We start from the raw sequence: 23,600 nt of genomic DNA, 5'->3' as shown, positions 1-23,600 counted from the left end.
TCCCTTTACTTGTGTTGCTCCCGCGCAGCGTCGCTGCCCGCGGAATCGGATGACGGGGTGCTCCCCGCCGCTGCCCGCCCGGCGTCGCCGGACGGATCGTTTTTCGGTTGCGACGTGCCGGGATCGGCACGCCGACGCTTACGCGAACCGAACGCCACACCCGAGTAGGCGACGGCCGCGATAATGATGGCGCCTTGGATGGCGTCGCGCAGAGTCGACGGCACCGAGGCGAAGTTCAGCAGGGTGAAGAGGGACTCGAGCGCGAAGGCCCCGGCGAGCGCACCCCACACGCTTCCTCGCCCGCCGCCCAGCACGACCCCGCCGAGCACGACCGCGGTGATCGCGATGAACTCGTAGCCCTTGCCGACCGAGGGATGCACACCGGCATAGCCGACGAGCAGCACGCCCGCAATGGTCGCCGAGAGTGACGAGATGACGAACGCGAGCGTCTTGGTGCGCCACACGGACGCTCCGGCGAAGGCGCCGGCCGCGGGGTTGTCACCAATCGCGACGAGCACCCGACCGTAGGGCCGCTTCGAAAGCCACACGGCGATCGCCACGACGACGACCAGGACGACGACCGCCCAGGGAAGCAGGCCAATGATCGGCAGATCGGTGATGCCGCCGCGGCCGATCTGACGGAACGAGTCGGCCGGGTTGCCGGTGGCCGCGCCACCTGTCCACCACATCACGCCGCCGTAGAGCGCGAGCATCATGCCGAGCGTGACGATGAACGAGGGCACCTTCAGCAGCGTCGTGACGAGCCCGTTGACGGCCCCGACCGCGATGCCCAGCACCGTCAGGAAGATCATGACGGGGAGGATCTTGCTCTCGTCCTGCCCAATCAACGTGCCTGCGAGCACTACCTGAGTGGTCACGAGCGAGCCCATCGACAGGTCGAACTCGCCGCTTACGATGACGAAGTACTGCCCGATCGCCACGATCGCGATCGGCGCGACGCGCTGGATGTAGCGCATCAGCTGCCCCGGCTCCGCGAACGAGGGGTTCAGCGCCGTAATCGCGATCAGGATCACGACGAGCAAGAGGTACACCGCGCCGCGGGGGCTCACCACGGCCCGCACGAGCGCCCCGGCGCGCTCGCCGAATCCGGCGCCGCGATCCTGCACAGCCAGCGGGGTGCTCATGACGCCGTCCCTTCAGCAGCAGCGGGTACCGGGGAGCCGCCCTGCACATCCGTCCCCGCGCTCGTAAATCGTTCGCGCCGGGCGACCAGTCGGCGGCGCGAGTAGATCGCCACGGCAATCACGATGACGGCCCCGCGCACGACGTCCTTGAGGAAGGGGTTCACCTGCAGCACGCTCATCAGGTTGTCGAGCACGGCGAAGATGGCGACGCCGCCGATCGTGCCCCAGATCGAACCGCGCCCGCCGGCAAGCAAGGTGCCGCCCAGCACGACCGCGGCGATCGAGAGCAGGTCGTACCCGCCCTGGGTGCCCACCGTCGGGCTGCCGACACCGAGCCGACTCGCGAGCAGCAGCCCGGCGATGCCGGCGAACACCGAGCAGAGCACGTGCGCCCAGATCAGCGGGGGCTGTGTGCGCACGCCCGAGAGCCGCGCGACCTCGGGCCCGCCGCCCACCGCGAACAGGTGGTGTCCGAACTTGCTGCGGGCGAGCAGGAAGGCCACCGCGGCGGCGAGCGCGAGCATGACGATGGTCGAGACGGGCACGGGCCCGATCCCGGTCGCCCCGAACAGCTGGAACTCCCGCGGCACGGATCCTGCCGTGCCCTTGTACTGGGTGTCGAGGTACCCCTTGAGCAGCAGCCCGACCCCGAGCGTCGCGATGAAGCCGTGCACCTTGAGCACGGTGACGATGAGGCCGTTGGCGAGACCGATGAGGGCGGCGACGCCGAGCGCGAGCAGTACCGCCGGCACGATCATGCCTGCCTGGCCGTTCATGGTTTGGGCCGCGAGCAGGCTCGTGAGGCTCACGACGTAGGGCACCGAGAGGTCGAGGGATCCGCCCAGGATGACGAGCGTCTGGCCGATCGCGACGAGGCCGAGCACGCTCATGCCGGTCAGGATGTCGCGGATGCTGCCGGGGCTGAAGAGGTTGCGCCCGGCGGTCGCCACGAGGATGGCGCTCAGCACGAGCACGGCAATCAGCGCGAGGTAGACAATCACGGTCGTGTCGAGGCCGCGGAGGCGGCGCGTGAGGGCGCTCATCGCTCGTCACCTTCCTGTTCGATCACGGTGCGGGTTGGCGGGCCGGCCGTGACCCCCGTGGCGCATGCAAGCACGGCTTCCTCGGTCGAGCCGGCGGGCAGCTCGCCCGCGATCCGGCCGTCGCGCATGACCACGATGCGGTCGGCCATGCCAATCACCTCGGGCAGCTCGCTCGAGATCAGCAGGATCGCGACCCCGCGCTTCGCGAGCTCGCGGATCAGTTGGTACACGGCGACCTTCGCGCCGACGTCAATGCCCCGGGTCGGCTCGTCGAGCAGGACGACGCGGGGTTCGGTCGCGAGCCACTTCGCGAGCACGACCTTTTGTTGGTTGCCGCCCGAGAGCGCCTGGACCTCTTGGCCGACGCCCTGGCTGATGACCTCGAGCGAGGTGAACATGCCCGGCATCGCGGCGCGCGTCTGGCGGGTGCGCCCGGGGAAGACGCTACGGATGGCGAGCAAGGCGTTGTCGAGGATCGACTGGTTCAGGGCGAGGCCCGTGCGCTTGCGGTCCTCCGTGACGAGCGCGATCCCGCGGCGTACCGCCTGACGCGCCGCGCGGATCCGGGTGGGCTCGCCGTCGATGCGGAGCTCGCCGCGCGTGAACGGGGCGGTGCCGAAGATCGCCTCGGCCAGCTCGGTCCGCCCCGAGCCCTGCAGCCCGGAGACTCCGACGACCTCGCCGGCGCGCAGCTCGATGTCGATGCCTTCAAGTTGGGCGTTCCCGCCGCCGCGAACCGCGACGAGGGCTGCCCCCAGCGTGGTGCCGTCCGCGGGCGGCGGGAAGAACGCGCTGATCGGTCGGCCCACCATGCGGCGCACGAGAGTGGCCTGGTCGAGGTCGGCAGCCGGGTCGGTCGAGACGAGCGCACCGTCTTTCAGTACCGTGATCGTGTCGCACAGGTCGAAGATCTCTTTGAGGCGGTGCGACACGTAGAGCAGCGCCACGCCGCGCTCGCGCAGGCGGGCGATCACGCGATACAGGATCCCGACCTCGTGGTCGGCGAGCGCCGCCGTGGGCTCGTCCATCGCGATGACGCGGGCGTTCACCGAGAGTGCCTTCACGATCTCGACGATCTGCTGCTCGGCGACGGTCAGGCCGCCGACCTGGGCGTCGGGCGAGATGCCCTCGACACCGAGATCCCGCAAGAGCTGCGTGGTGTCGCGACGCATGGCCTCGACGTCCACGAGGCCACGTCGCATAGGCTCGCGGCCGAGATACACGTTCTGCGCGACCGTGCGCTCGGGCAGCAGGTTGAACTCCTGGAACACGCAGGCGATGCCGGCGCGGGCCGCCTCTGCGGGATGCCCGAAGTCGATGCTCTGGCCGTCGAATCGAACGTCGCCGCTGTCGCGCCGGTGCACGCCGGCGATGACCTACATGAGCGTCGATTTGCCGGCGCCGTTCTCGCCGACGAGCCCGTGAACGGTCCCGGGGACGAGTTCGAGCCCCACCCCGTGCAGCACCTCGACGCCGAAGAACTGCTTGCGCACATCGGTGACGGTCAGAATGGGGGCGTTCACGCTGCACTCACCTCGACCCAGGCCTGGGTGCGGGCAGACTCGAGCACCGCGTCGGTGATCACCGCGGCGCGCAGGCCGTCTGCGAAGGTGGGCAGGCCCTCCCGCGTCTCGCCCGCGGCGACCGCGTAGGCGTCGGCGACGAAGGAGTTGAAGGCGTCTTGGTACCCCTGCGGGTGGCCGGCGGGGAGCGTGCTGAGGCGTGCCGCCTCGCCCGTCTGCACGTCCGGGTCGCGGCGCAGCAGCAGGGAGTGCTCACGCTTGCCTACCCAGAGCCGCTCGGGGTCTTCCTGCTCAAAACGCAGGCTCTCCGCCGACCCAGCGATCTCGAGGACCAAGCCGTTCTTGCGCCCGGGCGCGACCTGCGAGACGAGCATCGAGCCGATTGATCCGGAGGACAGCTCGACCGTCAGCGCGACCGCGTCCTCAGTCTCGACCGCGCGGCCACCGCGCTCGGCGTGGACCGTGCGGGTCGCGGCGACGAGGCGCGCAATGCGGTCCCCCGTCACGAACTCGATCAGGTCGACCAGGTGTGATCCGATGTCTGCGAAGGCCCGCGAGGGGCCACCCGCCGAGGTAGCGACGCGCCAGTTGTCGTCGCCCGGGGCGAGCAGCCAGTCCTGCAGGTACTGCCCGGACACAGTGAGCAGGGCGCCGGACTCGCCACTCGCCAGCCGCGCGCGCATCTCTTGCACCATCGGGTGGTAGCGATAGACGAAGGGCACGGCACCCGGGCGCCCGAGGCTGGTGGCTTCGTCGGCCAGCGCCCGCGCGTCGGCGGCGTTCGTGGCGAGCGGCTTCTCGCAGATGACGTGGGACCCGGCGCGGAGCGCCGCACGGGCGTAGTCGACGTGGCTGCCGTTCGGCGTGCAGACGTGCACGACCGGCAGGGCTTCGGCGATGAGCTCTTCAGCGGTGGCGGCTCGCGCGTACCCCAGATCAGCAACGGTGCGCTCGGCGCTCTCGAGGCGGGAGGTCGCGAGCACCTCAAGCCTCGCCCCCGCGACCCGGGCTGCGTGACTGTGCGTGCGCGCCATGAAGCCGCCGCCGAGCATTCCGATGCGCGGGGCGGGGTGAGGCAGCATTGACTCGAACACCATGCGACCATCATGAATGAACACGCGCATCTTTTGCCAAGTTCTTTTCATAAGTAATCGAACTGTTACCAACTTATGCACTGTGGTTTACTCGAAGCGTGACGTCTCCTCCCTCATCAAGCGAGCAGAACCTCTCCACCGCGGGAGGTCTCTTCCAGCTGCTCCGCGATGGGCAGCCGCGCACCCGGGCCAAGCTCGCCGCGATCACCGGCCTCTCACGCCCCACCGTTTCGCAGCGCATCGATCAACTCCTCGAGCTCGGGCTCATCGCGCCGGTCGAAGACGCAGTGTCCACCGGCGGGCGGCCCTCCTCGCAGGTCGCGTTCCAGCCGCGCGCCCGGATTATCGTGGCGGTCGACTTCGGCGCGATCCACGGGCGCATCGCCCTCACCGATCTCGAAGGCAATCTTCTGGCCGACATTTCGGCGCCGCGCGACATCGCGGACGGGCCAGCTCCGGCGATCGAGTGGATCATCTCGAGCACTCGGGCCCTGCTGGGCCAGACCTCGTTCAGCGCCTCCCAAATTGCGGGCATCGGCATCGGCGTGCCCGGCCCGGTCGAGTTTTCGACGGGGCGCCCCATCAACCCGCCCATCATGCCGGGCTGGGACCGCTTCGACATCCCCGGCGCCCTCGGCGCCGAGTTCGGCGTACCCGTTCTCGTCGACAACGACGTGAACATCATGGCGCTCGGCGAGCAGACGTCGTCGTGGCCGGACGTCACCGACCTCATCTTCGTGAAGGTCGCGAGCGGCATCGGCGCCGGCATCATCTCCGGCGGCACCCTGCGCCGGGGTGCGCAGGGGGCGGCGGGCGACATCGGCCACGTTGCCCTCACCCGTGCGAGCGACACCCCCTGCGCCTGCGGCAACCGCGGCTGCCTCGAGGCCGTCGCCTCGGGCCGCGCGCTCGCGCACGCGCTCAGCACGCCGGACGCGTTGCTCGAGCGGCCGATCGAGGTCGTCGCGCTCGCCAAGGCCGGCGACGTGCGCGCCATCCAGGCGATCCGGCAGGCAGGCCGCGACCTCGGCGAGGTGCTCACCGTGTGCGTCAGCCTGATGAACCCGTCGACGATCGTGATCGGCGGCACCATGGCGCAGGCGGCGGAGCACCTGCTGGCAGGCGTGCGCGAGGTCGTCTACGCGCGCTCAATCCCGCTCTCGACCGAGCACCTGACCATCGCGCCGTCGCGTGCGGCGGGCGACTCGGCCATTCTCGGCGCTGCACGGCTCGCGATCGACGCCGCGCTCTCCCCGGCGCGTATTTCGGCCGAGCTTGGGGCGTAGGCGCGGCGGCGCCCTGCGCCGGCCCGCGCCGGCGGCCTGCGCCGGCGGCCCGGCCCCGTTAAACATTACGGAAACGACAAACATTCAGGACGAATTCGCCCGAAATGGTCCGACATGATTCTCATTTCCGGAATGATTTACCTGCACTCCCCTGGCCCTACCCGCTGAAGCGCCCGCTCCGCAGCAGAACTCCGCGAGTTGTGGTCGGGTGGGCGTAGCGGGCGGCTGTTTCGCAGACCTGTCCATGCTGGCGATACTCGGAGAACCAGGGAGACTAGCATGCTCGGAAGCGTCAGCGGATGGCACGTCGTCGTCATCGTGCCCGTCGCTACGAACGGCCGCCGCTCCACCCAGCCAGAAGTCTCGGCGAGTACTACGTGGAGTGGACATGTCCCCCTGCTGGTGCGGGCGAACCCGAGGCGCTACCGGACCCGCACCGCCTCGAGGTACTCGGCGATGCGCCCGATCGCCTCGGTCAGCACCCCGGTCGTCGGCAGTGTCACAAACCGCAGGTGATCCGGGGTCGCCAGGTTGAACCCGCGCCCGTTCGTGACGAGCACGCGCGTCGCCCGCAGCAGGTCGATCACGAACGCTTGGTCGTCGGCGATCAGGTATTGCTCGGGGTCGAGCCTGGGGAAGAGGTACATCGCGCCACCCGGTAGCTCACAGCTGACCCCAGGGATCTCGGTGAGCAGGCGGTGGGCGACGTCGCGCTGCTCGCGCAGCCGGCCGCCCGGCCCGCACAGCTCGGAGATGCCCGACCAGTTGTGCTCGGCAGCGAGGGCGACCGGGATCGCGTACTGGGCCGGCACGTTGGCACACATGCGCATGTTGGCGAGCAGCGTCAGGCCCTCGAGGAAGTCCTTCGCCATCGCGCGGTTACCCGAGGTCACCACCCAGCCCGAGCGGAACCCCGCGACACGCTGCGCCTTCGAGAGCCCGCTGAAGGTAAGGCAGAGCGTCTCGGACACGTGCAGCGCCGCATGCTCGTGGACGGCCCCGTCGTACAAGATGCGCTCATAGATCTCGTCGGCCATGAGCACGAGGCCGTGCCGCTCGGCGAGGGCCGCGAACCCCTTGACCAGTTCGGCCGAATACACCGCCCCGGTCGGGTTGTTGGGGTTGATGAGCACGATGCCCTTGGTGCGCGGGGTGACGAGCGCCTCGATCGCCTCGAGATCGGGCATCCACCCGTTCGCCTCGACGCAGGGATAGTGCACGGGCCGGCCGCCCGAGAGCGTGACCTGGGCGGTCCACAGCGGGTAGTCGGGCGACGGCACGAGGATCTCGTCGTCGACGTCGACGAGCGCCTGCAGCACGAGCGAGATCAGCTCGCTCACGCCGTTCCCGACGAGCACGTGCTCGGGGCCGACATCCTTCACGCCCAGCTGGTCGTAGTAATTTGCGACGGCTTCGCGGGCCGGCAGGATCCCCCGGGAGTCGCTGTACCCCTGCGCGAACGGGAGCGCTCGCGTGATCTCCGCGAGGATCTCGGGCGGCGCCTCGAACCCGAAGGGCGCCGGGTTGCCGATGTTGAGCTTGAGGATCTGATGGCCCTCGCGCTCGAGCCGCTCGGCCTCTTCGAGAATGGGGCCGCGCACGTCGTATCGGACGCCGCTGAGCTTCTTCGCCTGGGTGATGGATCGCACAGGAGACATCTTGTCACGCGCGTAGGGCGCCGCATGTTCCGGAGAAGATCTGCCTCGTTGCTGCCGAGGCTAGTTCTTCCAACAGTCCCCGGAATGAAGGCCGGGGTTCTACGCCGGATCGCCTCACCCTAATTTCTGGGCACTTTCCGAAAGCGAGTACAGCCGACTCGCCTTCCTCCCGGCCGCCGATTCGGGGCCAAACGAATCTGTACTCGCGGCTTCGATCGAGTGACCTACTCCGAAGCAGCCGCAGAGAGGCACCCATCGAAGGTCGCTAGATTTCCGCATCGCCTCATCCTGGCGGCGTCTGCGGGCCGCGGTCCGCAGTCGACTTTTCCTTTGGAGGGGACGTACAACGCCGCCTACTCGTCAGGTACTTCACGGGGCCGTTGCGATTGCATACTGGATCGAGCGAACCAGGTCGCCCCGGCCTGCCTGGCTCAGTCAACTGCCAAAACGATACAGAAAACTCCCTCGAGGCGCCTACTGATTGCCCCGAGAGAGCCTTCCCTCTACCCGCTAGCCCAAGTTCTGAACTGCGTAGTTCGCCTCGTCCGGCGTGAACTTTTCTCCATACTCGCTCATCAGCTGATCGCGAATGGCCTCGGGGGACATCGACATGTTTTCTTGGTACGACTTCGCTTTCGCGAGGGCGTTAAGGTTCCAGTCGGCGCTGACATTGTCCACCGCGTACTGAGCGGCTTCGACCGAGAACTTCTCTCCGAACTCGGAGGTCAGTTGGTCGAATAGTCCTGCCTTACTCATGTGCATCATGTCGGAGTAGCTCTGGGCCTTGTTCAAGGCAGATCTGTACTCCGTCGGCACGTCTGGCACGACGGGGGCTGTAACCTCAGCCTCTTTTGCAGAGGGCTCCTCAACTACTGCCTCGACCTCAGGCGCTTCCTCGTCCTGCGCCACTACCGCGGAGGACAGCTTCGAGACTTCCGGCGAACCATTGGGCGTCACCGCACCAATAATGAGCCCAAGCGCCACCATGACTCCCGTAATAATCCATGCAAGCTTCTTGTGCTGGTCGTAGCCAGCAAGACGACGCCCAGACTTGTCCCGCTGGGCGCCCGCCAAGACCAGAATGAGGTCCACCAAGACCCACACTCCGAATCCGCCGAAGGTTAGGAGCTTGACTATTCCGGTTCCAATCTTGCCCAGGTAGAAGCGATCGACTCCTAATATTCCGAGCAACCACGCAAAGAGCCAGGTCGCAACAAAACTCTTGTCGCCGACGCCCGGGTCTGCTGGCGGCTGATACGCGGGGGCGAATGACGCCCCAGGCGCAGCCGTGAACTCCCCTGGAGCGCCGGGGGGCGCGGAAATTGGACTAGTCATAGCGGAGAACTCTCTCTCGTGTAGAAATTCAATACCTGGGACTCAGAGTATTCTCAGCTTACTCCCAACCTCGCTCCGCGCGCCTCTCTCGGGCAGTCCCTTCCTGCACGAATCCCCTGATGCCCAGCCCCCGAGGGGCGCTATCAAACGCGGGCGGCCTCGATGCGAGCGTGGAAGTCAATTGAGAAACCTGGCCCCATCCTCCAAGCAGGCGCGAACCGCGCCTCGCTGAGCCCACCACCCTCCACCATGTCGAGGATCCGGTCCAGCCCAAAGAGCACCTAGAAACGCCGAATGCGCGGCGCCCCGAGGGGAACCGCGCATTCGCGTAAAGCAAAAGAGACTTAGAAGTCCCAGTCCTCGTCCTCGGTGGCCTCAGCCTTGCCGATGACGTAGCTCGAACCCGAGCCCGAGAAGAAGTCGTGGTTCTCACCCGAGTTGGGCGAGAGCGACGAGAGGATCGCCGGGTTGACGTCCGTCATCTCCTTGGGGAACATCGCCTCGTAGCCGAGGTTCATGAGCGCCTTGTTCGCGTTGTAGTGCAGGAACTTCTTGACGTCTTCAGTCAGACCGATGCCGTCGTAGAGATCCTGCGTGTACTTCACCTCGTTCTCGTACAGCTCGTACATGAGCGAGAACGTGTAGTCCTTGAGCTCCGCCTGACGCTCCACGGTCTCGTTCTCGAGACCCTTCTGGAACTTGTAGCCGATGTAGTACCCGTGCACAGCTTCGTCGCGGATGATGAGGCGGATGAGGTCGGCCGTGTTCGTGAGCTTCGCCTTCGACGACCAGTAGATCGGCAGGTAGAAGCCCGAGTAGAACAGGAACGACTCGAGCAGCGTCGAGGCGACCTTGCGCTTCAGAGGGTCATCGCCCTCGTAGTAGTCGACGATGATCTGCGCCTTCTTCTGCAGATACGCGTTCTCCGTCGACCAGCGGAACGCGTCGTCGATCTCCTGCGTCGAGCACAGCGTCGAGAAGATCGACGAGTAGCTCTTGGCGTGCACCGACTCCATGAACGCGATGTTCGTGTAGACGGCTTCCTCGTGCGGGGTGATCGCGTCGGGAATGAGCGAGACCGCCCCGACCGTGCCCTGAATCGTGTCGAGCAGGGTGAGACCGGTGAACACGCGCATCGTGAGCAGCTGCTCTTCGGGCGTCAGCGTCGCCCACGACTGGACGTCGTTCGACAGCGGCACCTTCTCGGGCAACCAGAAGTTCGTCGTCAGCTTGTGCCAAACTTCGAGGTCCTTTTCGTCCTCAATGCGGTTCCAGTTAATCGCCTGCACCGCATGTCCCAGCTTGAACGGCTTCGGGTTCATATATTTGCTTCTCCGTCGTCTGCGTGTTCGAGTCTCGCTCAAAGGCGAATCGCCGAGGCGCCTCGCACCTTCAATGTCGTGTACGACAGAATCGCCAGGCGTCCTAGAATCTTACCTTGAATAGCGTCGAAACACGCCCCACACACGACATGAGGGTTTAACTAGATCTAGTAGGGCTCACCTCGCCTCGACACAACATAGTGTGCCGCAAACAAGTAAAGTGGATGGCCCCGACGAGGCCATCCACTTTACATATGCCACTAGCCTGCGCGCAAAACCCGCACCACTAGATTGGAACTAGATCAGCTGCGTCCAAGTCCCTTTCGGATCCTTGTCTGCTTGCCGAGCTGACACAAACTGCCCGGTGCTGCTGTCTCGCACAACCGGCCTACTGTTTGACGTACCTGGCCCGAATGTATCTCGAGCCGTGTATTGCGGCCACCGAGCTGCGGTCGCATTCGACACGAATCGGCCGGTGTTGGTGCTTCGGTTTGCTGAGTTCGCCATCGCTGGCCTCCATACTCTCCACAAGATGTGTGGCGGAATTGCCCCCGTGAGCTCTCAAAGTCGTTCGAGAAACAACTCGTGTAGAGTAATCAGACCAAGTGAAACTGGGGTCTTCCTCTACCGGAGGACTTTTGAGGCCGAGTGTTAGCGCACTCGGCCTCAAGCTTTTTCTACAGCATGCAGCTGACGCACTCTTCCATGTCAGTGCCCTCAAGCGCGAGCTGGCGCAGACGGATGTAGTAGATCGTCTTGATGCCCTTACGCCACGCGTAGATCTGCGCCTTGTTGATGTCGCGCGTAGTCGCCGTGTCCTTGAAGAACAGCGTCAGCGACAGGCCCTGATCGACGTGCTGCGTCGCCGCGGCGTACGTGTCGATGATCTTCTCGGGGCCAATCTCGTACGCGTCGTCGTAGTACGCGAGGTTGTCGTTCGTGAGGAACGGCGCCGGGTAGTACACGCGCCCGAGCTTGCCCTCCTTGCGAATCTCAATCTTCGAGGCGATCGGGTGGATCGACGACGTCGAGTTGTTGATGTACGAGATCGAGCCGGTCGGCGGCACCGCCTGCAGGTTCTGGTTGTAGATGCCGTGCGTCATGATGCTGGACTTGAGCGCGGCCCAGTCCTCCTGCGACGGGATCGCGACACCAGCGTTCTCGAAGAGCTCGCGCACGCGCGCGGTCGCCGGCGTCCACTCCTGATCGGTGTACTTGTCGAAGAACTCTCCCGACGCGTACTTCGAGTCCTCGAAGCCGACGAAGGTTTCAGCTCGCTCGATCGCGATCTCGTTCGAGGCCTGCAGCGCGTGGAACAGGATCGTGTAGAAGTAAATGTTCGTGAAGTCGATCCCCTCCTCGCTGCCGTAGTGGATGCGCTCGCGGGCGAGGTAGCCGTGCAGGTTCATCTGGCCGAGGCCGATGGCGTGCGACTTGTCGTTGCCGTCCTCGATCGAACGCACCGACGAGATGTGGCTCATGTTGCTCACCGCGGTGAGGCCGCGGATGGCGGTGTTGACGCTGCCGGCAAAGTCCGCGCCGTCCATCATCATCGCGATGTTCATCGAGCCGAGGTTGCAAGAAATATCCTTGCCAATCTCGTTGTAGCTGAGGTCCTCGTTGTACGTGGTCGGGGTGTTGACCTGCAGGATCTCTGAGCAGAGGTTCGACATGTTGATGCGGCCCTTGATCGGGTTCTCCCGATTCACCGTGTCCTCGAACACGATGTAGGGGTAGCCCGACTCGAACTGCAGCTCAGCAACGGTCTGGAAGAAGTGGCGTGCGTTGATCTTCGTCTTCTTGATGCGCGCGTCGTCGACCATCTCGTGGTACTTCTCGGTGACCGAGATGTCGCCGAAAGGCACGCCATAGACGCGCTCAACGTCGTACGGCGAGAAGAGGTACATGTCCTCGCCCGACTTGGCCAGCTCGAACGTGATGTCGGGCACCACGACGCCCAGCGAGAGGGTCTTGATGCGGATCTTCTCGTCCGCGTTCTCGCGCTTGGTGTCGAGGAACTTCATGATGTCGGGGTGGTGCGCGTTCAAGTACACCGCGCCCGCGCCCTGACGCGCACCGAGCTGGTTCGCGTAGCTGAAGCTGTCTTCGAGGAGCTTCATCACGGGAATGATGCCGCTCGACTGGTTCTCGATCTTCTTGATCGGGGCGCCGGCCTCGCGAATGTTCGAGAGCGAGAGTGCCACACCGCCGCCGCGCTTGGAGAGCTGCAGCGACGAGTTGATGCCGCGCGAGATCGACTCCATGTTGTCCTCGATGCGCAGCAGGAAGCACGAGACGAGCTCTCCGCGCTGAGCCTTGCCGAGGTTCAGGAAGGTGGGGGTCGCGGGCTGGAACCGGCCCGAAATGATCTCGGTGACGAGGCTGCGGGCGAACTCCTGGTCGCCCTGGGCGAGCCCGAGGGCCACCATCACGACGCGATCCTCGAAGCGCTCGAGGTACCGGCCGCCGTCAAACGTCTTGAGCGCGTACGAGGTGAAGAACTTGAACGCGCCCAGGAAGGTCGGGAAGCGGAACTTCATCGCGTACGCCTCGTTGGTGAGGGTCTCGATGAACTCCAGCGAGTACTGCTCGAGCATTTCGCTCTCGTAGTAATCATTGTCCACGAGGAAGCGCAGGCGCTCTTCGAAGTTGTGGAAGAAGACCGTGTTCTGGTTGACGTGCTGCAGGAAGTACTGCCGCGCCGCCTCACGATCCTTCTCGAACTGGATCTTGCCGTTTGCGTCGTAGAGGTTGAGCATCGCGTTCAGCGAGTGGTAGTCCATCTCGCTGACCTTCGAGGACGCCATTACTGCAGTCTCCAAAAGTGTTCCAATCCTTCGTGGACGGCGGTGACGTCGTCCGGTGTACCAAAAAGTTCGAATCGATAGAGGTGAGGCACCGCGCACTTGCGGGCGATGATGTCGCCCGCAAGCCCGTAGGCCTCGCCGAAGTTGGTGTTGCCCGCCGCGATGACCCCGCGCAGGTGGTTCCGGTTTCGCTCGTCATTGAGGAACCGGATGACCTGCTTGGGGACAGCGCGTGTGTCGGGCCCGCCACCGTATGTGGGGAGGATGAGCACGAAAGGTTCGGAAACGTGAAGTGGCTCATCGTGGGCGAAGATCGGGATGCGGAGGGCCGGGTGGCCGAGCTTCTCGACGAACCGGTGCGTGTTTCCCGAAACGCTCGAGAAGTACACCAGGTTTGCCACGAGATCAGCTCCTTTCGCATCTCCCCTTCGCCATTGCCCCGTCGGGTGCGCCCTCGCGGGCGCGGCGTTGCTGCGGAAGTTAGTCGGCCAGACGGCCGGCGAGCTCCGCGATCTTGTCGGGGCGGAAGCCCGACCAGTGCTCATCGTCAGTCACCACGACGGGCGCCTGCAGGTAACCAAGCTCCTTGACGGCTTCGAGCGCCGAAGGGTCCTCCGAAAGGTCGAGGATGTTGTACTCAATACCCTTGCTGTCGAGCGCACGGTAGGTCGCGGTGCACTGCACGCACGACGGCTTGGTGTAGACGGTGATCGCCATTTGTAAACCCTCCGCTAAGTCTCTAGAACCTCGACCGAGGCACTACATATAGTGAACCACACCTCTGCCGACCACAACATGGTGTAGTTACAGCAGTGTCATATTCCACGGGGTTTTCACGGTCTTTCACTGCGCCCTGGGGAGAACTTTTGGCAGCAATCCGGCCCAAACGGACAGTTATCCACAGGTGTGGACCGAGCGAAATAATTTCCCCACAGGCCGGGTCCTGGCGTGTCGCGTGCGTTGCGCGAAAAGGGCACAAACGCCCTAGGTGCAAACGCTTCTAGATCAAACACCCGGGGCGCCGCCAGCATTATGAGCATGGATCTCCCCTCTTCTCGCCTCCCGGCGCGTGCCCTCGGAAAGCGCATGAAGGAGATCCGTGAAGCGCTCAACATCAGCCAGCACGACCTGTCCGAGCTGGCGCACGTCGACCCGAGCAACATCGGGCGCATCGAGCGCGGCCAGGCGAACCCCAAGCTCGACACCATGACGCGCATCGCGACCGCCCTCGACACCAGCGTCTCTGACCTCACCCGGTACGTCACCGCCGAGCACGTCGCCCCGATCGAACGCCGCATCACTGCGGCCGACCTGATTCGCGCCCGCGAAGAACAGCTGCGCGAGCGCGACGCCCAATAGGGCGCGGCCCGCACGCGGACGCCGACCTGCCGGGACCGTCACAGCGCAATCGCCCACAACAGCTCCGACCCGTCCGGGCGAAACCACCGCACCACGAGCATCGCGTCGGCGCCGGCCGCGGCACCCTCGGCGAGCGAGCCACGCACGACCACGCGCAGCCGCTCCCCCGGCTCGATCCTGCACGGAAGCGAGAGCCCGAGCATGCCGCTCCCCGCGAGCGCAAAGCGCACTGAGGCGAGCGGTTCGCCGCCCACGTTCTCGAGCTCGATCACCCCGCCCGCGTCGCTCCGCACCACCCGCCAGGGCACCGCGCAGGCGGCGGGCCCCGGCGTGACGCCCCAGCGCGGTCGACGCGGCGCCACGGACGGGGGCGCCAGCGGCCAGAGCGGCGGGCCCGGCGCGCGGGCCTGGCTGCGGATGCGACGGGTGGTGAGGCGAAACGGGTTCATGGGCTCACGCTAAACAGGACCGCCGACACTGGGGCCTTAGACGTGGTGGTACGGCCGCCCCCCGGCGATTTCCTGCGCGCGGTAGAGCTGCTCCGCGATGATGAGCCGCACGAGCTGGTGTGGAAACACAAGCCTCGACAGACTCCACACGACGTTCGCCCGCGAGCGCACCCGGTCGTCCACCCCGTAGGCGCCGCCGATCACGAGCGTCACGGGTCGGCTAGCGTCAAGCGCACTCCGCACCGTGCGCGAGAGCTCCGGCGAGTCCAGGTTCTTGCCGCGCTCGTCGAGCAGCACCAGGAAGTCGTCCGGCCCGACCTTCGACAGGATCCGCTCCGACTCTTCGGCCCGCGCTGCCTCACCCTCGCGCGCCGAGTGCGGCAGCAACTGCCACTTCGTCTGCCAGGGCTTCGCCAAGCGCTTTTCGTATCGGTCGATCCCGTCAAGCACCCACGATTCGTGCTTCTTGCCCACTGCCAGGATCCGGATTGCCATAGCCCTATTCAACCCGATCTGCCGACGTTACGCCGACGTGCACACTAGACCGCAGTGCCACCCTGCTGCGCGTACAGCTCGGCGTAGGGCCCGCCCTCGGCGAGCAGCGATTCGTGGGTTCCGTGCTGCAGGATCCGCCCCGCGCCGAACACGTAAATGCGATCGGCGTCAATGACGGTGGACAACCGGTGTGCGATCGCGATCGTCGTGCGGCCGCTCCGGGCGCTGTCGAGCGCACGCTGCACGACCCGCTCGCTCACGGTGTCGAGCGCGCTCGTCGCCTCGTCCAGAATCAGCACCGGCGGGTTCTTGAGCAGCACGCGCGCGATCGCGATGCGTTGCTTCTCGCCGCCCGAGAGCCGGTAGCCGCGCTCGCCGACGATCGTGTCGTAGCCCTCCGTGAAGCCCGCGATGGTGTCGTGGATGTTGGCCTGGCGGGCCGCCGCCTCGAGCTCGGCGTCCGTCGCGTCGGGCTTCGCGTACCGCAGGTTTTCGGCGATCGTCGCGTGGAACAGGTACGACTCCTGCGTCACCATGCCGATCTGGTCCATGAGCGCTTCCTGCTGCAGCTCGCGCACGTCATCGGGGCCAAAGCGGACGGTCCCCTCGCTGGCGTCATACAGGCGCGGCACGAGGTAGCTGATCGTGGTCTTGCCTGATCCTGAAGCGCCGACAAACGCCACGAACTCACCCGGCTCGACCGTGAACGACACGTGGTCGAGGGTCGGGCGCTCGTCAGGGGTCTGGTCGGGGTAGCGGAAGACGACGTCCTCGAACGCGATGCGCGCCGAACCGGGAGCCGCGACCGGGGGCCGCGCGTCCGGGCGGTCCACGATCGCTGGCCTCAGGTCGAGGTACTCGAAGATGCGGGCGAACAGCGCCTTCGAGGTCTGCAGGTCGAGGGCGACGCGCATGAGCGCCATCATCGGGAAGAGCAACCGCGCCTGCACCGTCGTGAACGCGACGATCGTGCCGGCGGTGATCGTCATGTCGCCGCCCGAAATGAGCCAGCCCGAGATGAGGTAGACGGCGGCGGGGACTGCCGAGAGGAAGATGTTCACGAGGGCGAAGAAGCCCTGGCCACTCATGGACTGCTTCACCTGCAGGTGAATCTGCGTCGCATTCTCGTCGGAGTAGCGCTCGGTCTCGGCCCGCTGGCGCGAGTACGTCTTCGCGAGCAGCACCCCCGACACCGAGAGCGCCTCCTGCGTGATCGAGGTCATCTCGGACAGCGATTCCTGCGTCTGCCCCGCGATGCGCGCGCGCACCTGGCCCACCCGGCGCTGCGCGATGACGAGCACGGGCATGAGTAGGAGCGCAACCACCGTGAGCTGCCAGCTGAGCACGAGCATCGTGATGAACGCCGCGATGACCGTCACCGTGTTGCCGACGACGTTGCTGACCGTGTTCGTGAGCACGTTCGAGACGCCGCCGACGTCGTTCTGCAGGCGGGACTGGATCACGCCGGTCTTCGTGCGGGTGAAGAAGCCGAGTTCCATCGCCTGCAGGTGCGAGAACAGCCGGATCCGCAGGTCGCCCATGACCCGGTTGCCGACCCGCGCAGTGAGCAACGTCTGCACAAGCCCAATCGCCGAGGAGAGCGCGAACGCCGCCACCATCGCGATGACAAGCCAGAGCAGGAGGTCAAGGTTCGGGCCGCCAGTCTTGGGGAACAGCCCATCGTCGAAGATGCGCTGGGTCAAGAGCGGCGGGGCGATGCCGAGGGCCGCCGAGACGATGACGAGACCGATAATGGCGATGAGCGGCGCCCGATAGGGGCGGAACAGATCGAGGATGCGGGGGCCGAGGTTCGCCACCGTCGGCGCTTGGCGGTTAGCCGCCCGCTGCGCGGCAAAATCGCCACTCGACACTCGGCCTCCGCCGCGACCGCCCCCGCCACCCATACTCATGGGTTGAGCGTACTCCTGGGAGCTATGTTGCGGTGGCGGTGCGCGGCGGGAGAGGCGGGCAGGGCGGGCAGGACCCCGTCGCGCTTATTTCGCGGCGCCCGTCCGCTCCTGCTCGTGCTTGGGCGCCCCGCGCCGAGCGAAGAAGAGCGCAACGGCGGCACCCAGCAGCACGACCGCCGCCGGCAGCAGCAACGACTGGGCCATCGCCGCGGAGAACCCCTCGTGCAGCGCCTCGGGGAGCACTCCGGAGGCGGACTCGCCACCCATTCCCGCTCCCCCGCCGGCGGCGGCCGGCAACTCGGCAGCCAAGCGCGCCTGCATGACCACGGCCATGGCGGCCGAGCCAAGCACCGCGCCCACCTGGCGGGTGGTGTTGTAGACCCCGGATCCTGCCCCCGCGAGCGCGGGCGACAGATTGTAGGTGGTGAGCGAGGCCAATGGGCCCCACATACCGGCGTTCGCGAAGCCGAGGATGACGCTCGGGATGAGGAGCATCCAGATCGGGGCGTCGGGCGTCATCACGAGCGAGTACGCGCCGAGGCCGACGGCCATGAGGAACAGCCCCAGCGGGGCGATCCAACGGGGGTCGCCGCGATCTATCAGCTTGCCGACGAACGGGGCGAGCACGCCCGAGAGCACCGCCATCGGCACCATGAGCAGCGCCGACTGGGTCGGAGTCATGCCGCGCACGGTCTGCGCGTAGAAGATGAGGGGCAGGGCCATGCCCGTGACGGAGAAGCCGACCGTCGTGATCGCGAGGTTGCCGACGGCGAAGTTGCGGTCGCGGAAGACGCGAAGCGGGAGGAGCGGCTCGCCCTTTTGCACGCGCTGCCACACCACGAAAATCACCATGACGATGGCGCCAGCGATGATGAGGCCCCAGACCGAGATCGGGCCCCAGATCTGGCCCCAGTTGTAGCTCTCACCCTCTTGAATGCCGAACACCAAGAGGAACAGGCCGACCGCGCTGAGCGCCACACCGATGAGGTCGAAGCGGTGCGGGTGGGTCTGCAGGGCGGGGACGTTCCGCATCGCGAGCACGAAGGCAATGATGCCGATCGGCACGTTGATGAAGAAGATCCACTCCCAGCCGAGGGAGTCGATGATGAGGCCGCCGAGGATCGGCCCGATGAGCGTCGCGGCGCCCGCGGTCGCGCCCCAGATCGCCATCGCGGCACCGCGCTCCATCGGCGCGAAGATGCGGGTAATGACCGCCATCGTCTGCGGCGTCATCATGGACGCGCCAAAGCCCTGGAAGACGCGGGCGACGATCAGCGCCTCGATCGAACCGGACAGGCCACAGGCGAGGGACGAAATCGTGAAGACGACGAGCCCGATGAGGTAGATCCGACGCGGCCCGAAGCGATCGCCCAGGCGACCCGTGATGAGTAGCGGCACCGCATACGCGAGCAGGTACGCGCTCGTCGCCCAGAGCGTCGTGTTGAGGTCGGTCCCAAGGGCGTCCTTGATCGTCGGGTTGGCAACCGAGACGATCGTGGTGTCGACCAGGATCATGAAGAAGCCGATGACCAGCGACCAGAGCGCAGGCCAGGGGCGAATGGGCTGAGGGGCGGCCATCAGCGACGGTTCATTTCGGGAGTGAGCACCGGGTCATCCTACGCCCGCGGCCCGCCTCGAACTGCCGCGACCTCATCCCTGGTCTGGACGTTCCGCGTACTCCTCGAGCTGGCGCGGGCCGAACGCGTCGGGCAGCACCTCGTCAATCGTCCGGATCCCGGAGACCGTGTTCAGGAGCATGCCCGGCGCGGACGCCTCGTACAGCAGCTGCCGGCAACGGCCGCAGGGCATGAGCGTCGCCCCGCTTCCGTCGACGCAGTCGAACGCGACGAGCCGACCGCCGCCGCTCAAGTGCAGCTGGCCGACGAGCGCGCATTCGGCGCAGAGCCCGACGCCGTAGCTCGCGTTCTCGACGTTGCAGCCGGTGACGATGCGGCCGTCGTCCACGAGCGCGGCGCAGCCGACGGGGAACTCCGAGTAGGGCGCGTACGCGCGACCCATCGCCTCGATCGAGGCCGCACGAAGCGAGACCCAGTCGATGTCGGTCATGGCTAGCCCTCCGCCTTCGTGTAGGCCTTGCCGACCGCGGCCGGCGCGACCGAGCGCCCGACGAAGCCACCGACGGCGATGAGCGTCACAATGTAGGGAATCATCGCGATCAAGTCGCTCGGGATCCCTGAGCCCGACTGGCCGGCCCACACCCCGAACTGCTTGGAGAATCCGAACAGCAGTGCGGCGGCCGTCGCGGCCCACGGGTTCCAGCGCCCGAGGATGACGCAGGCGAGCGCGATATAGCCCTGTCCAGCGCTCATATCTCGCACGAACGAGCCGACCGAGCCGATCGACATCGCCGCGCCGCCGAGGCCGGCCAAGAGGCCTGCACCGGTGACGACCCAGAACCGCGTGCGCGGCACGTTGATGCCGACGGTGTCGGCCGCGAGCGGGTGCTCGCCGACGGCGCGCAGGCGCAGGCCCCAGCGGGTCTTCGAGAGGGCGATTGCGATGAGCGGAATCAGAATGAACATCAGGTACGTCGTAATGCGCTGGTTGAACAGCACGGGGCCGAAGACCGGAATCTCGGACAGGAACGGGATCTTGATGAAGGGCAGGGTGCCCGGGTTGTTGTACCTCGCCTCGTCGCGGGTCATCAGCGTCGTGTACAGGAAGCTCGTGACGCCCGCGACGAGCACGTTGACGACCACACCGACAATGATCTGCTCGACGGCATATCGCACTGCGAACACGGCGAGCACCATGCCGACGAGCGCGCCGGAAATCACGGCGGCCGAGAGCCCGAGCAGCAGGTTATTGGTCAGGGTGCCCACGAAGGCGGCCATGCAGGCGCCCATCAGCAGCTGGCCCTCGATCGCGATGTTGACGACGCCGACCCGCTCGCCGAGCACGCCCGCGAGCGCGCCGAGCACGACGGGGACGGAGAACGCGATCGCGCCGGTGAGCAGGTACACGAACGGCACCCGGTCCCCCGCGCCGACCCAGCCGAGCAGGGCCACGAGGAAGGAGAGCGCGAAGATGGCTACAAACCAACCGGGTACCCGACGCCGCTGCACCGCAAGCCAGGTCGCATAGACCGCGATGACGAGCATCAGCACGCCGGTCGCGAAACCGACGACCTGCGAGTTTGCGACCCAGTCAGGGATGAAGGTGGGCACGCCGCGCGACGCCCACGAGAAGGTCACGGTCTGGTCGCGGCCGAGCAGGCCAAATACGACGAATCCGAGCACGGCGACCACGCTGAGCGTAATCGGGGCGCGCCAGTCGATCGGGCGACGCACAGGCGTATCGCTGCCGACCCCGGCCAGCTTGAGCTCAGTCATCAGGCGTCACCCTTCTTCCCGGTAAAGAGTCTTCGGATCGGGCCACTCGCCACAGGCTTCGGCAGCCGGAAGATCGCGCGCACGAGCGGCGGCGCGGCGATGAACAACACGATCACGCCCTGCACCACCACCATCACCTCCGGGCTGACGTCGGCAATCTGCATCGAGGGCCCGCCCGCCTTCATTGCGCCAAACAGCAGACCGGCGAACAGGATCCCGATGCCGCCACCGCCACCGAGCAGCGCAACGGTGATGCCGTCGAAGCCGATGCCCGAGTGGATGGAGGGGGTGACGCCGTCAACGCTGCCGAGGACCTGGTTGACGCCCGCGAGCCCCACGAATCCGGCGCTCGCGCCCATCGCGATGACGTAAAGCAAAGGGACGTTCATGCCGGCGGTGCGCGCCGCGTTCGGGTTTTCGCCGACGGCGCGCAGGCGGAAGCCGAGTGCCGAGCGCTCCATCAGCCACCAGTAGAGCACGACCGCGGCAAGCGCGACGAGGAAGCCGACGTGCAGCTTGAACTGGGGGCCAAGCAGCAGCGGGTAGAGCGCAGACTCGAGCGGGTCGGGTGTCTTGGGGTTGCTGCCGGCCGTCGGGTCGTGCAGGATCCCGGAACGCATGGCCAGGGTGACCAGGTTCAAGGCGATGTAGTTGAGCATGATGGTCACGATGACCTCGTGCGCGCCCGTCGTCGCCTTGAGCAGGCCGGCGATCGCGCCCCAGAGTGCCGCGGCGAGCACGCCGGCGACGATCGCTGCGATGAGGTGCAGCGCGCCGGGCAGCGGAAGCGCGTAGGCGACGTACGACGACGCGCCAATCGCGGCGAGCATCTGGCCGAGACCGCCGATGTTGAAGAGGCCGACCCGGAAGCCGAGCGCGATGCCGAGGCCTGCAAGAATGAGCGGCGCCGAGAAACGCAGCGTCTCAGTGAAGGGACGGATTGCCCCCGCGAACGACTTGGCCTTGGGGTTGTAGATCGACCCCTGGAAGAGCGCGGTGTACCCGTCGACGATGGCGTTCCAGCCGGCGCCGAGTGCGTCCGATGGGCGGCCGAAGATGTAGCCGGCCGAGTCGATGAAGTCCTGGTTCGTGACCGCCATGAGGATGCCGCCGACGACGAAGCCCAGCACGATCGCGAGCAGGGTGCGGAAGAAGCCCGATCCGAGGATCTCGCGCAGCACGAGATTCGCGGTCCCTGCGGGGACCGGATCCTGCACGGGGGCGGGAGCCACGGGGGCTGGTGTTGCCGAGGTTTCACTCATGCGGAGATCCCCGCCATCATCTCTCCCAGTTTGGTGCGTGGCGTGTCCGACGGGACAATCCCGACGATGCGGCCTTGGTACATCACGGCGATGCGATCGGCGAGGTTGACGACCTCGTCCAGCTCGGTCGACACGATCAGGACGGGCAGCCCCGCATCGCGCAGGCCGATGATGCGCTCGTGAATGAACTCGATGGACCCAACGTCGACGCCGCGGGTGGGCTGCGACGCGACAAAGAACTGCGGGTCGGCCTCGAGCTCGCGCGCGATGATGACCTTCTGCTGGTTGCCGCCGGACAGGCGCCCCGCCTTAGCGCTGGCGCCGCGAGTGCGAACGTCGAAGTCCTTGATCGCCTTGTCCGCGAACGCGCTGAGCACCCCGCGCCGGATGGAGCCCGCGCGCACGAAGGGGGCGCCCCAGCTGCGGTTCAGCATGAGGTTCTCGGCGACGGAGAACTCACCGACGAGTCCGTCCTTGGAACGGTCCTCGGGGATGTATCCGATCCCCAGGTCGATGAGATCGCGCACCGACTTGCCGAGCATCTCCGTGCCGCCGAGCTTGACGCTGCCCTTTGCGCCGTGGCGGAGGCCGATCAGCGTCTCGGTGAGCTCGGTCTGCCCGTTGCCCTGCACACCGGCGACCGCGAGCACCTCGCCCGCACGGATGGTGAAGTTCACGTCGTCGAGCAGCACGGTACCGGTCTGCGAGACGAGGCTCAGTCCCTTGACGACGAGGCGGTCGGCGCCGGGGGTGGCCACGCGCTTCGCGGTGGTGAGGTCAACCTGGCGACCCACCATCAGCTCGGCGAGCTCGGCGGTGGACGCGTCAGGGCTGGCCTGGCCGACGACCTTGCCGAGGCGCATCACGGTGATGCGGTCGGCGACGGCCTTCACCTCACGCAGCTTGTGGGTAATGAAGATGATGGAGGTGCCGGACGCGGCGAGCTGGCGCATGATTTCCATCAGCTCGTCGGTCTCCTGGGGCGTGAGCACCGCGGTCGGCTCGTCGAGCACGAGCACCTTCACGTCGCGTACGAGCGCCTTGATGATCTCAACGCGCTGCTGAGCGCCGACGGGCAGATCCTCAATCTTCGCGTCGGGGTCGAGATCGAAGCCGAAGCGTGCCGAGATCTCGCGCACCTTCTCGCGCGCAGCGTCGAGGTCGATGAAGCCGGGACCCTTCGTCGGCTCGTGGCCGAGAATCACGTTCTCCGCGACGGTAAACACGGGGATCAGCATGAAGTGCTGGTGGACCATGCCGATGCCAGCGGCCATCGCGTCGCCGGGGCCTGCGAAAACGACCGGCTCGTCATCGAGCAGGATCTCGCCGCCGTCTGCGGAGTACAGGCCGAAGAGCACGTTCATCAGAGTCGATTTACCCGCGCCGTTCTCCCCGAGCAGCGAATGGATCTCGCCGGGCAGTACGGTGAGGCTGACCGCATCGTTCGCAGTGAACGTGCCGAAGCGCTTGGTGATGCCGCGGAGCTCGAGTTTCATGGATCCCTCCGTAGTTGAGTGCAACTGTAGCGAATCGGCGGGCCGATGCCTACGCGCAGGCGG

General features: G+C 66.4%; 19 protein-coding genes and 1 pseudogene. 2 read left to right on the top strand and 18 right to left on the bottom strand.

All coding sequences use genetic code 11. The features are described from left to right. Positions 1 to 5: 5 nt before the first annotated feature. The 4 genes and pseudogenes from JW030_RS01470 to JW030_RS01455 all read right to left on the bottom strand — a co-directional run bounded on the left by JW030_RS01470 (position 6) and on the right by JW030_RS01455 (position 4,808). Complete coding sequence (locus JW030_RS01470) at positions 6 to 1,145, bottom strand: ABC transporter permease (protein WP_188046029.1); 1,140 nt, start codon at positions 1,143 to 1,145, stop codon at positions 6 to 8. Beyond that, complete coding sequence (locus JW030_RS01465; RefSeq protein ID WP_188046030.1) at positions 1,142 to 2,188, bottom strand: ABC transporter permease; 1,047 nt, start codon at positions 2,186 to 2,188, stop codon at positions 1,142 to 1,144. The genes JW030_RS01470 and JW030_RS01465 overlap by 4 nt, the downstream gene beginning before the upstream one ends. Beyond that, positions 2,185 to 3,732 (bottom strand): annotated as a pseudogene (locus tag JW030_RS01460) (sugar ABC transporter ATP-binding protein). Before JW030_RS01460 ends, JW030_RS01465 begins: the two are co-directional and overlap by 4 nt. Then, positions 3,708 to 4,808, bottom strand: coding sequence for a Gfo/Idh/MocA family protein (locus JW030_RS01455; protein ID WP_241095499.1), 1,101 nt, complete (start codon positions 4,806 to 4,808; stop codon positions 3,708 to 3,710). Before JW030_RS01455 ends, JW030_RS01460 begins: the two are co-directional and overlap by 25 nt. Positions 4,809 to 4,903: 95 nt before the next feature. Between JW030_RS01455 and JW030_RS01450 the strand changes: the two genes are divergently transcribed. Then, a complete protein-coding gene (locus JW030_RS01450) occupies positions 4,904 to 6,091 on the top strand; it encodes an ROK family transcriptional regulator (protein ID WP_188046031.1) in 1,188 nt (395 codons plus the stop codon). 422 nt (positions 6,092 to 6,513) lie between these two features. Here the strand turns inward: JW030_RS01450 and JW030_RS01445 are convergent, their stop codons facing one another. The 6 genes from JW030_RS01445 to nrdH all read right to left on the bottom strand — a co-directional run bounded on the left by JW030_RS01445 (position 6,514) and on the right by nrdH (position 13,930). Further along, positions 6,514 to 7,740 carry a pyridoxal phosphate-dependent aminotransferase gene (locus JW030_RS01445; protein WP_241095498.1) on the bottom strand — a complete coding sequence of 409 codons (1,227 nt, stop codon included), beginning with the start codon at positions 7,738 to 7,740 and terminating at the stop codon, positions 6,514 to 6,516. Positions 7,741 to 8,259: 519 nt separating this feature from the next. Then, complete coding sequence (locus JW030_RS01440; RefSeq protein ID WP_188046033.1) at positions 8,260 to 9,084, bottom strand: Ltp family lipoprotein; 825 nt, start codon at positions 9,082 to 9,084, stop codon at positions 8,260 to 8,262. Between the two features lie 344 nt (positions 9,085 to 9,428). Beyond that, entirely contained in the window at positions 9,429 to 10,406 is a 978-nt protein-coding gene (gene nrdF / locus JW030_RS01435) for a class 1b ribonucleoside-diphosphate reductase subunit beta (RefSeq protein WP_188046034.1), read from the bottom strand. Positions 10,407 to 11,083: 677 nt separating this feature from the next. Continuing rightward, the gene (nrdE, locus tag JW030_RS01430; protein ID WP_188046035.1) at positions 11,084 to 13,213 is read right to left on the bottom strand and encodes a class 1b ribonucleoside-diphosphate reductase subunit alpha; all 2,130 of its coding nucleotides are present in this window, start codon (positions 13,211 to 13,213) and stop codon (positions 11,084 to 11,086) included. Next, complete coding sequence (gene nrdI, locus JW030_RS01425; protein WP_188046036.1) at positions 13,213 to 13,614, bottom strand: class Ib ribonucleoside-diphosphate reductase assembly flavoprotein NrdI; 402 nt, start codon at positions 13,612 to 13,614, stop codon at positions 13,213 to 13,215. The genes nrdE and nrdI overlap by 1 nt, the downstream gene beginning before the upstream one ends. Before the next feature lie 79 nt (positions 13,615 to 13,693). Further along, a complete protein-coding gene (gene nrdH, locus JW030_RS01420; RefSeq protein ID WP_188046037.1) occupies positions 13,694 to 13,930 on the bottom strand; it encodes a glutaredoxin-like protein NrdH in 237 nt (78 codons plus the stop codon). A 321-nt stretch (positions 13,931 to 14,251) separates the two neighbouring features. Here nrdH and JW030_RS01415 point away from each other — a divergent pair, with 321 nt between their 5' ends. Beyond that, on the top strand, positions 14,252 to 14,572 hold the full coding sequence (locus JW030_RS01415; protein WP_188046038.1) for a helix-turn-helix domain-containing protein: 321 nt from the start codon (positions 14,252 to 14,254) through the stop codon (positions 14,570 to 14,572). A gap of 38 nt (positions 14,573 to 14,610) precedes the next feature. Here JW030_RS01415 and JW030_RS01410 read toward each other — a convergent pair whose 3' ends face one another. The 8 genes from JW030_RS01410 to JW030_RS01375 all read right to left on the bottom strand — a co-directional run bounded on the left by JW030_RS01410 (position 14,611) and on the right by JW030_RS01375 (position 23,537). Next, positions 14,611 to 15,021: a hypothetical protein gene (locus JW030_RS01410; protein ID WP_188046039.1), complete on the bottom strand. Its 411-nt coding sequence runs from the start codon at positions 15,019 to 15,021 to the stop codon at positions 14,611 to 14,613. Between the two features lie 36 nt (positions 15,022 to 15,057). Beyond that, positions 15,058 to 15,516, bottom strand: a complete 459-nt coding sequence (locus JW030_RS01405) for a 23S rRNA (pseudouridine(1915)-N(3))-methyltransferase RlmH (RefSeq protein WP_188046040.1) — start codon at positions 15,514 to 15,516, stop codon at positions 15,058 to 15,060. A 44-nt stretch (positions 15,517 to 15,560) separates the two neighbouring features. Further along, the gene (locus JW030_RS01400) at positions 15,561 to 17,420 is read right to left on the bottom strand and encodes an ABC transporter ATP-binding protein (RefSeq protein ID WP_188046082.1); all 1,860 of its coding nucleotides are present in this window, start codon (positions 17,418 to 17,420) and stop codon (positions 15,561 to 15,563) included. Between the two features lie 90 nt (positions 17,421 to 17,510). Further along, on the bottom strand, positions 17,511 to 19,004 hold the full coding sequence (locus JW030_RS01395; protein WP_188046041.1) for a DHA2 family efflux MFS transporter permease subunit: 1,494 nt from the start codon (positions 19,002 to 19,004) through the stop codon (positions 17,511 to 17,513). A gap of 72 nt (positions 19,005 to 19,076) precedes the next feature. Beyond that, a complete protein-coding gene (locus JW030_RS01390; protein ID WP_188046042.1) occupies positions 19,077 to 19,493 on the bottom strand; it encodes a cytidine deaminase in 417 nt (138 codons plus the stop codon). Positions 19,494 to 19,495: 2 nt separating this feature from the next. Next, positions 19,496 to 20,779, bottom strand: coding sequence for an ABC transporter permease (locus JW030_RS01385; protein ID WP_188046043.1), 1,284 nt, complete (start codon positions 20,777 to 20,779; stop codon positions 19,496 to 19,498). Then, positions 20,779 to 22,041 carry an ABC transporter permease gene (locus tag JW030_RS01380; protein ID WP_188046044.1) on the bottom strand — a complete coding sequence of 421 codons (1,263 nt, stop codon included), beginning with the start codon at positions 22,039 to 22,041 and terminating at the stop codon, positions 20,779 to 20,781. The genes JW030_RS01385 and JW030_RS01380 overlap by 1 nt, the downstream gene beginning before the upstream one ends. Further along, positions 22,038 to 23,537: an ABC transporter ATP-binding protein gene (locus JW030_RS01375; RefSeq protein ID WP_188046045.1), complete on the bottom strand. Its 1,500-nt coding sequence runs from the start codon at positions 23,535 to 23,537 to the stop codon at positions 22,038 to 22,040. The genes JW030_RS01380 and JW030_RS01375 overlap by 4 nt, the downstream gene beginning before the upstream one ends. Positions 23,538 to 23,600 lie beyond the last annotated feature (63 nt).

The organism is Leucobacter sp. CX169, from assembly GCF_017161405.1.
In the GTDB taxonomy this organism is placed as follows: Bacteria; Actinomycetota; Actinomycetes; order Actinomycetales; family Microbacteriaceae; genus Cx-87.
This window is presented reverse-complemented; position numbering and strand designations above follow the sequence as displayed.

Bases quoted from the DNA above. Each gene is read 5' to 3' on its own strand.
- JW030_RS01470 (WP_188046029.1), bottom strand. From the start codon at position 1,145: ATGAGCACCCCGCTGGCTGTGCAGGATCGCGGCGCCGGATTCGGCGAG.
- JW030_RS01465 (WP_188046030.1), bottom strand. From the start codon at position 2,188: ATGAGCGCCCTCACGCGCCGCCTCCGCGGCCTCGACACGACCGTGATT.
- JW030_RS01455 (WP_241095499.1), bottom strand. From the start codon at position 4,808: ATGGTGTTCGAGTCAATGCTGCCTCACCCCGCCCCGCGCATCGGAATG.
- JW030_RS01440 (WP_188046033.1), bottom strand. From the start codon at position 9,084: ATGACTAGTCCAATTTCCGCGCCCCCCGGCGCTCCAGGGGAGTTCACG.
- nrdF (WP_188046034.1), bottom strand. From the start codon at position 10,406: ATGAACCCGAAGCCGTTCAAGCTGGGACATGCGGTGCAGGCGATTAAC.
- nrdE (WP_188046035.1), bottom strand. From the start codon at position 13,213: ATGGCGTCCTCGAAGGTCAGCGAGATGGACTACCACTCGCTGAACGCG.
- nrdH (WP_188046037.1), bottom strand. From the start codon at position 13,930: ATGGCGATCACCGTCTACACCAAGCCGTCGTGCGTGCAGTGCACCGCG.
- JW030_RS01415 (WP_188046038.1), top strand. From the start codon at position 14,252: ATGGATCTCCCCTCTTCTCGCCTCCCGGCGCGTGCCCTCGGAAAGCGC.
- JW030_RS01410 (WP_188046039.1), bottom strand. From the start codon at position 15,021: ATGAACCCGTTTCGCCTCACCACCCGTCGCATCCGCAGCCAGGCCCGC.
- JW030_RS01405 (WP_188046040.1), bottom strand. From the start codon at position 15,516: ATGGCAATCCGGATCCTGGCAGTGGGCAAGAAGCACGAATCGTGGGTG.
- JW030_RS01400 (WP_188046082.1), bottom strand. From the start codon at position 17,420: ATGGGTGGCGGGGGCGGTCGCGGCGGAGGCCGAGTGTCGAGTGGCGAT.
- JW030_RS01395 (WP_188046041.1), bottom strand. From the start codon at position 19,004: ATGGCCGCCCCTCAGCCCATTCGCCCCTGGCCTGCGCTCTGGTCGCTG.
- JW030_RS01390 (WP_188046042.1), bottom strand. From the start codon at position 19,493: ATGACCGACATCGACTGGGTCTCGCTTCGTGCGGCCTCGATCGAGGCG.
- JW030_RS01385 (WP_188046043.1), bottom strand. From the start codon at position 20,779: ATGACTGAGCTCAAGCTGGCCGGGGTCGGCAGCGATACGCCTGTGCGT.
- JW030_RS01380 (WP_188046044.1), bottom strand. From the start codon at position 22,041: ATGAGTGAAACCTCGGCAACACCAGCCCCCGTGGCTCCCGCCCCCGTG.
- JW030_RS01375 (WP_188046045.1), bottom strand. From the start codon at position 23,537: ATGAAACTCGAGCTCCGCGGCATCACCAAGCGCTTCGGCACGTTCACT.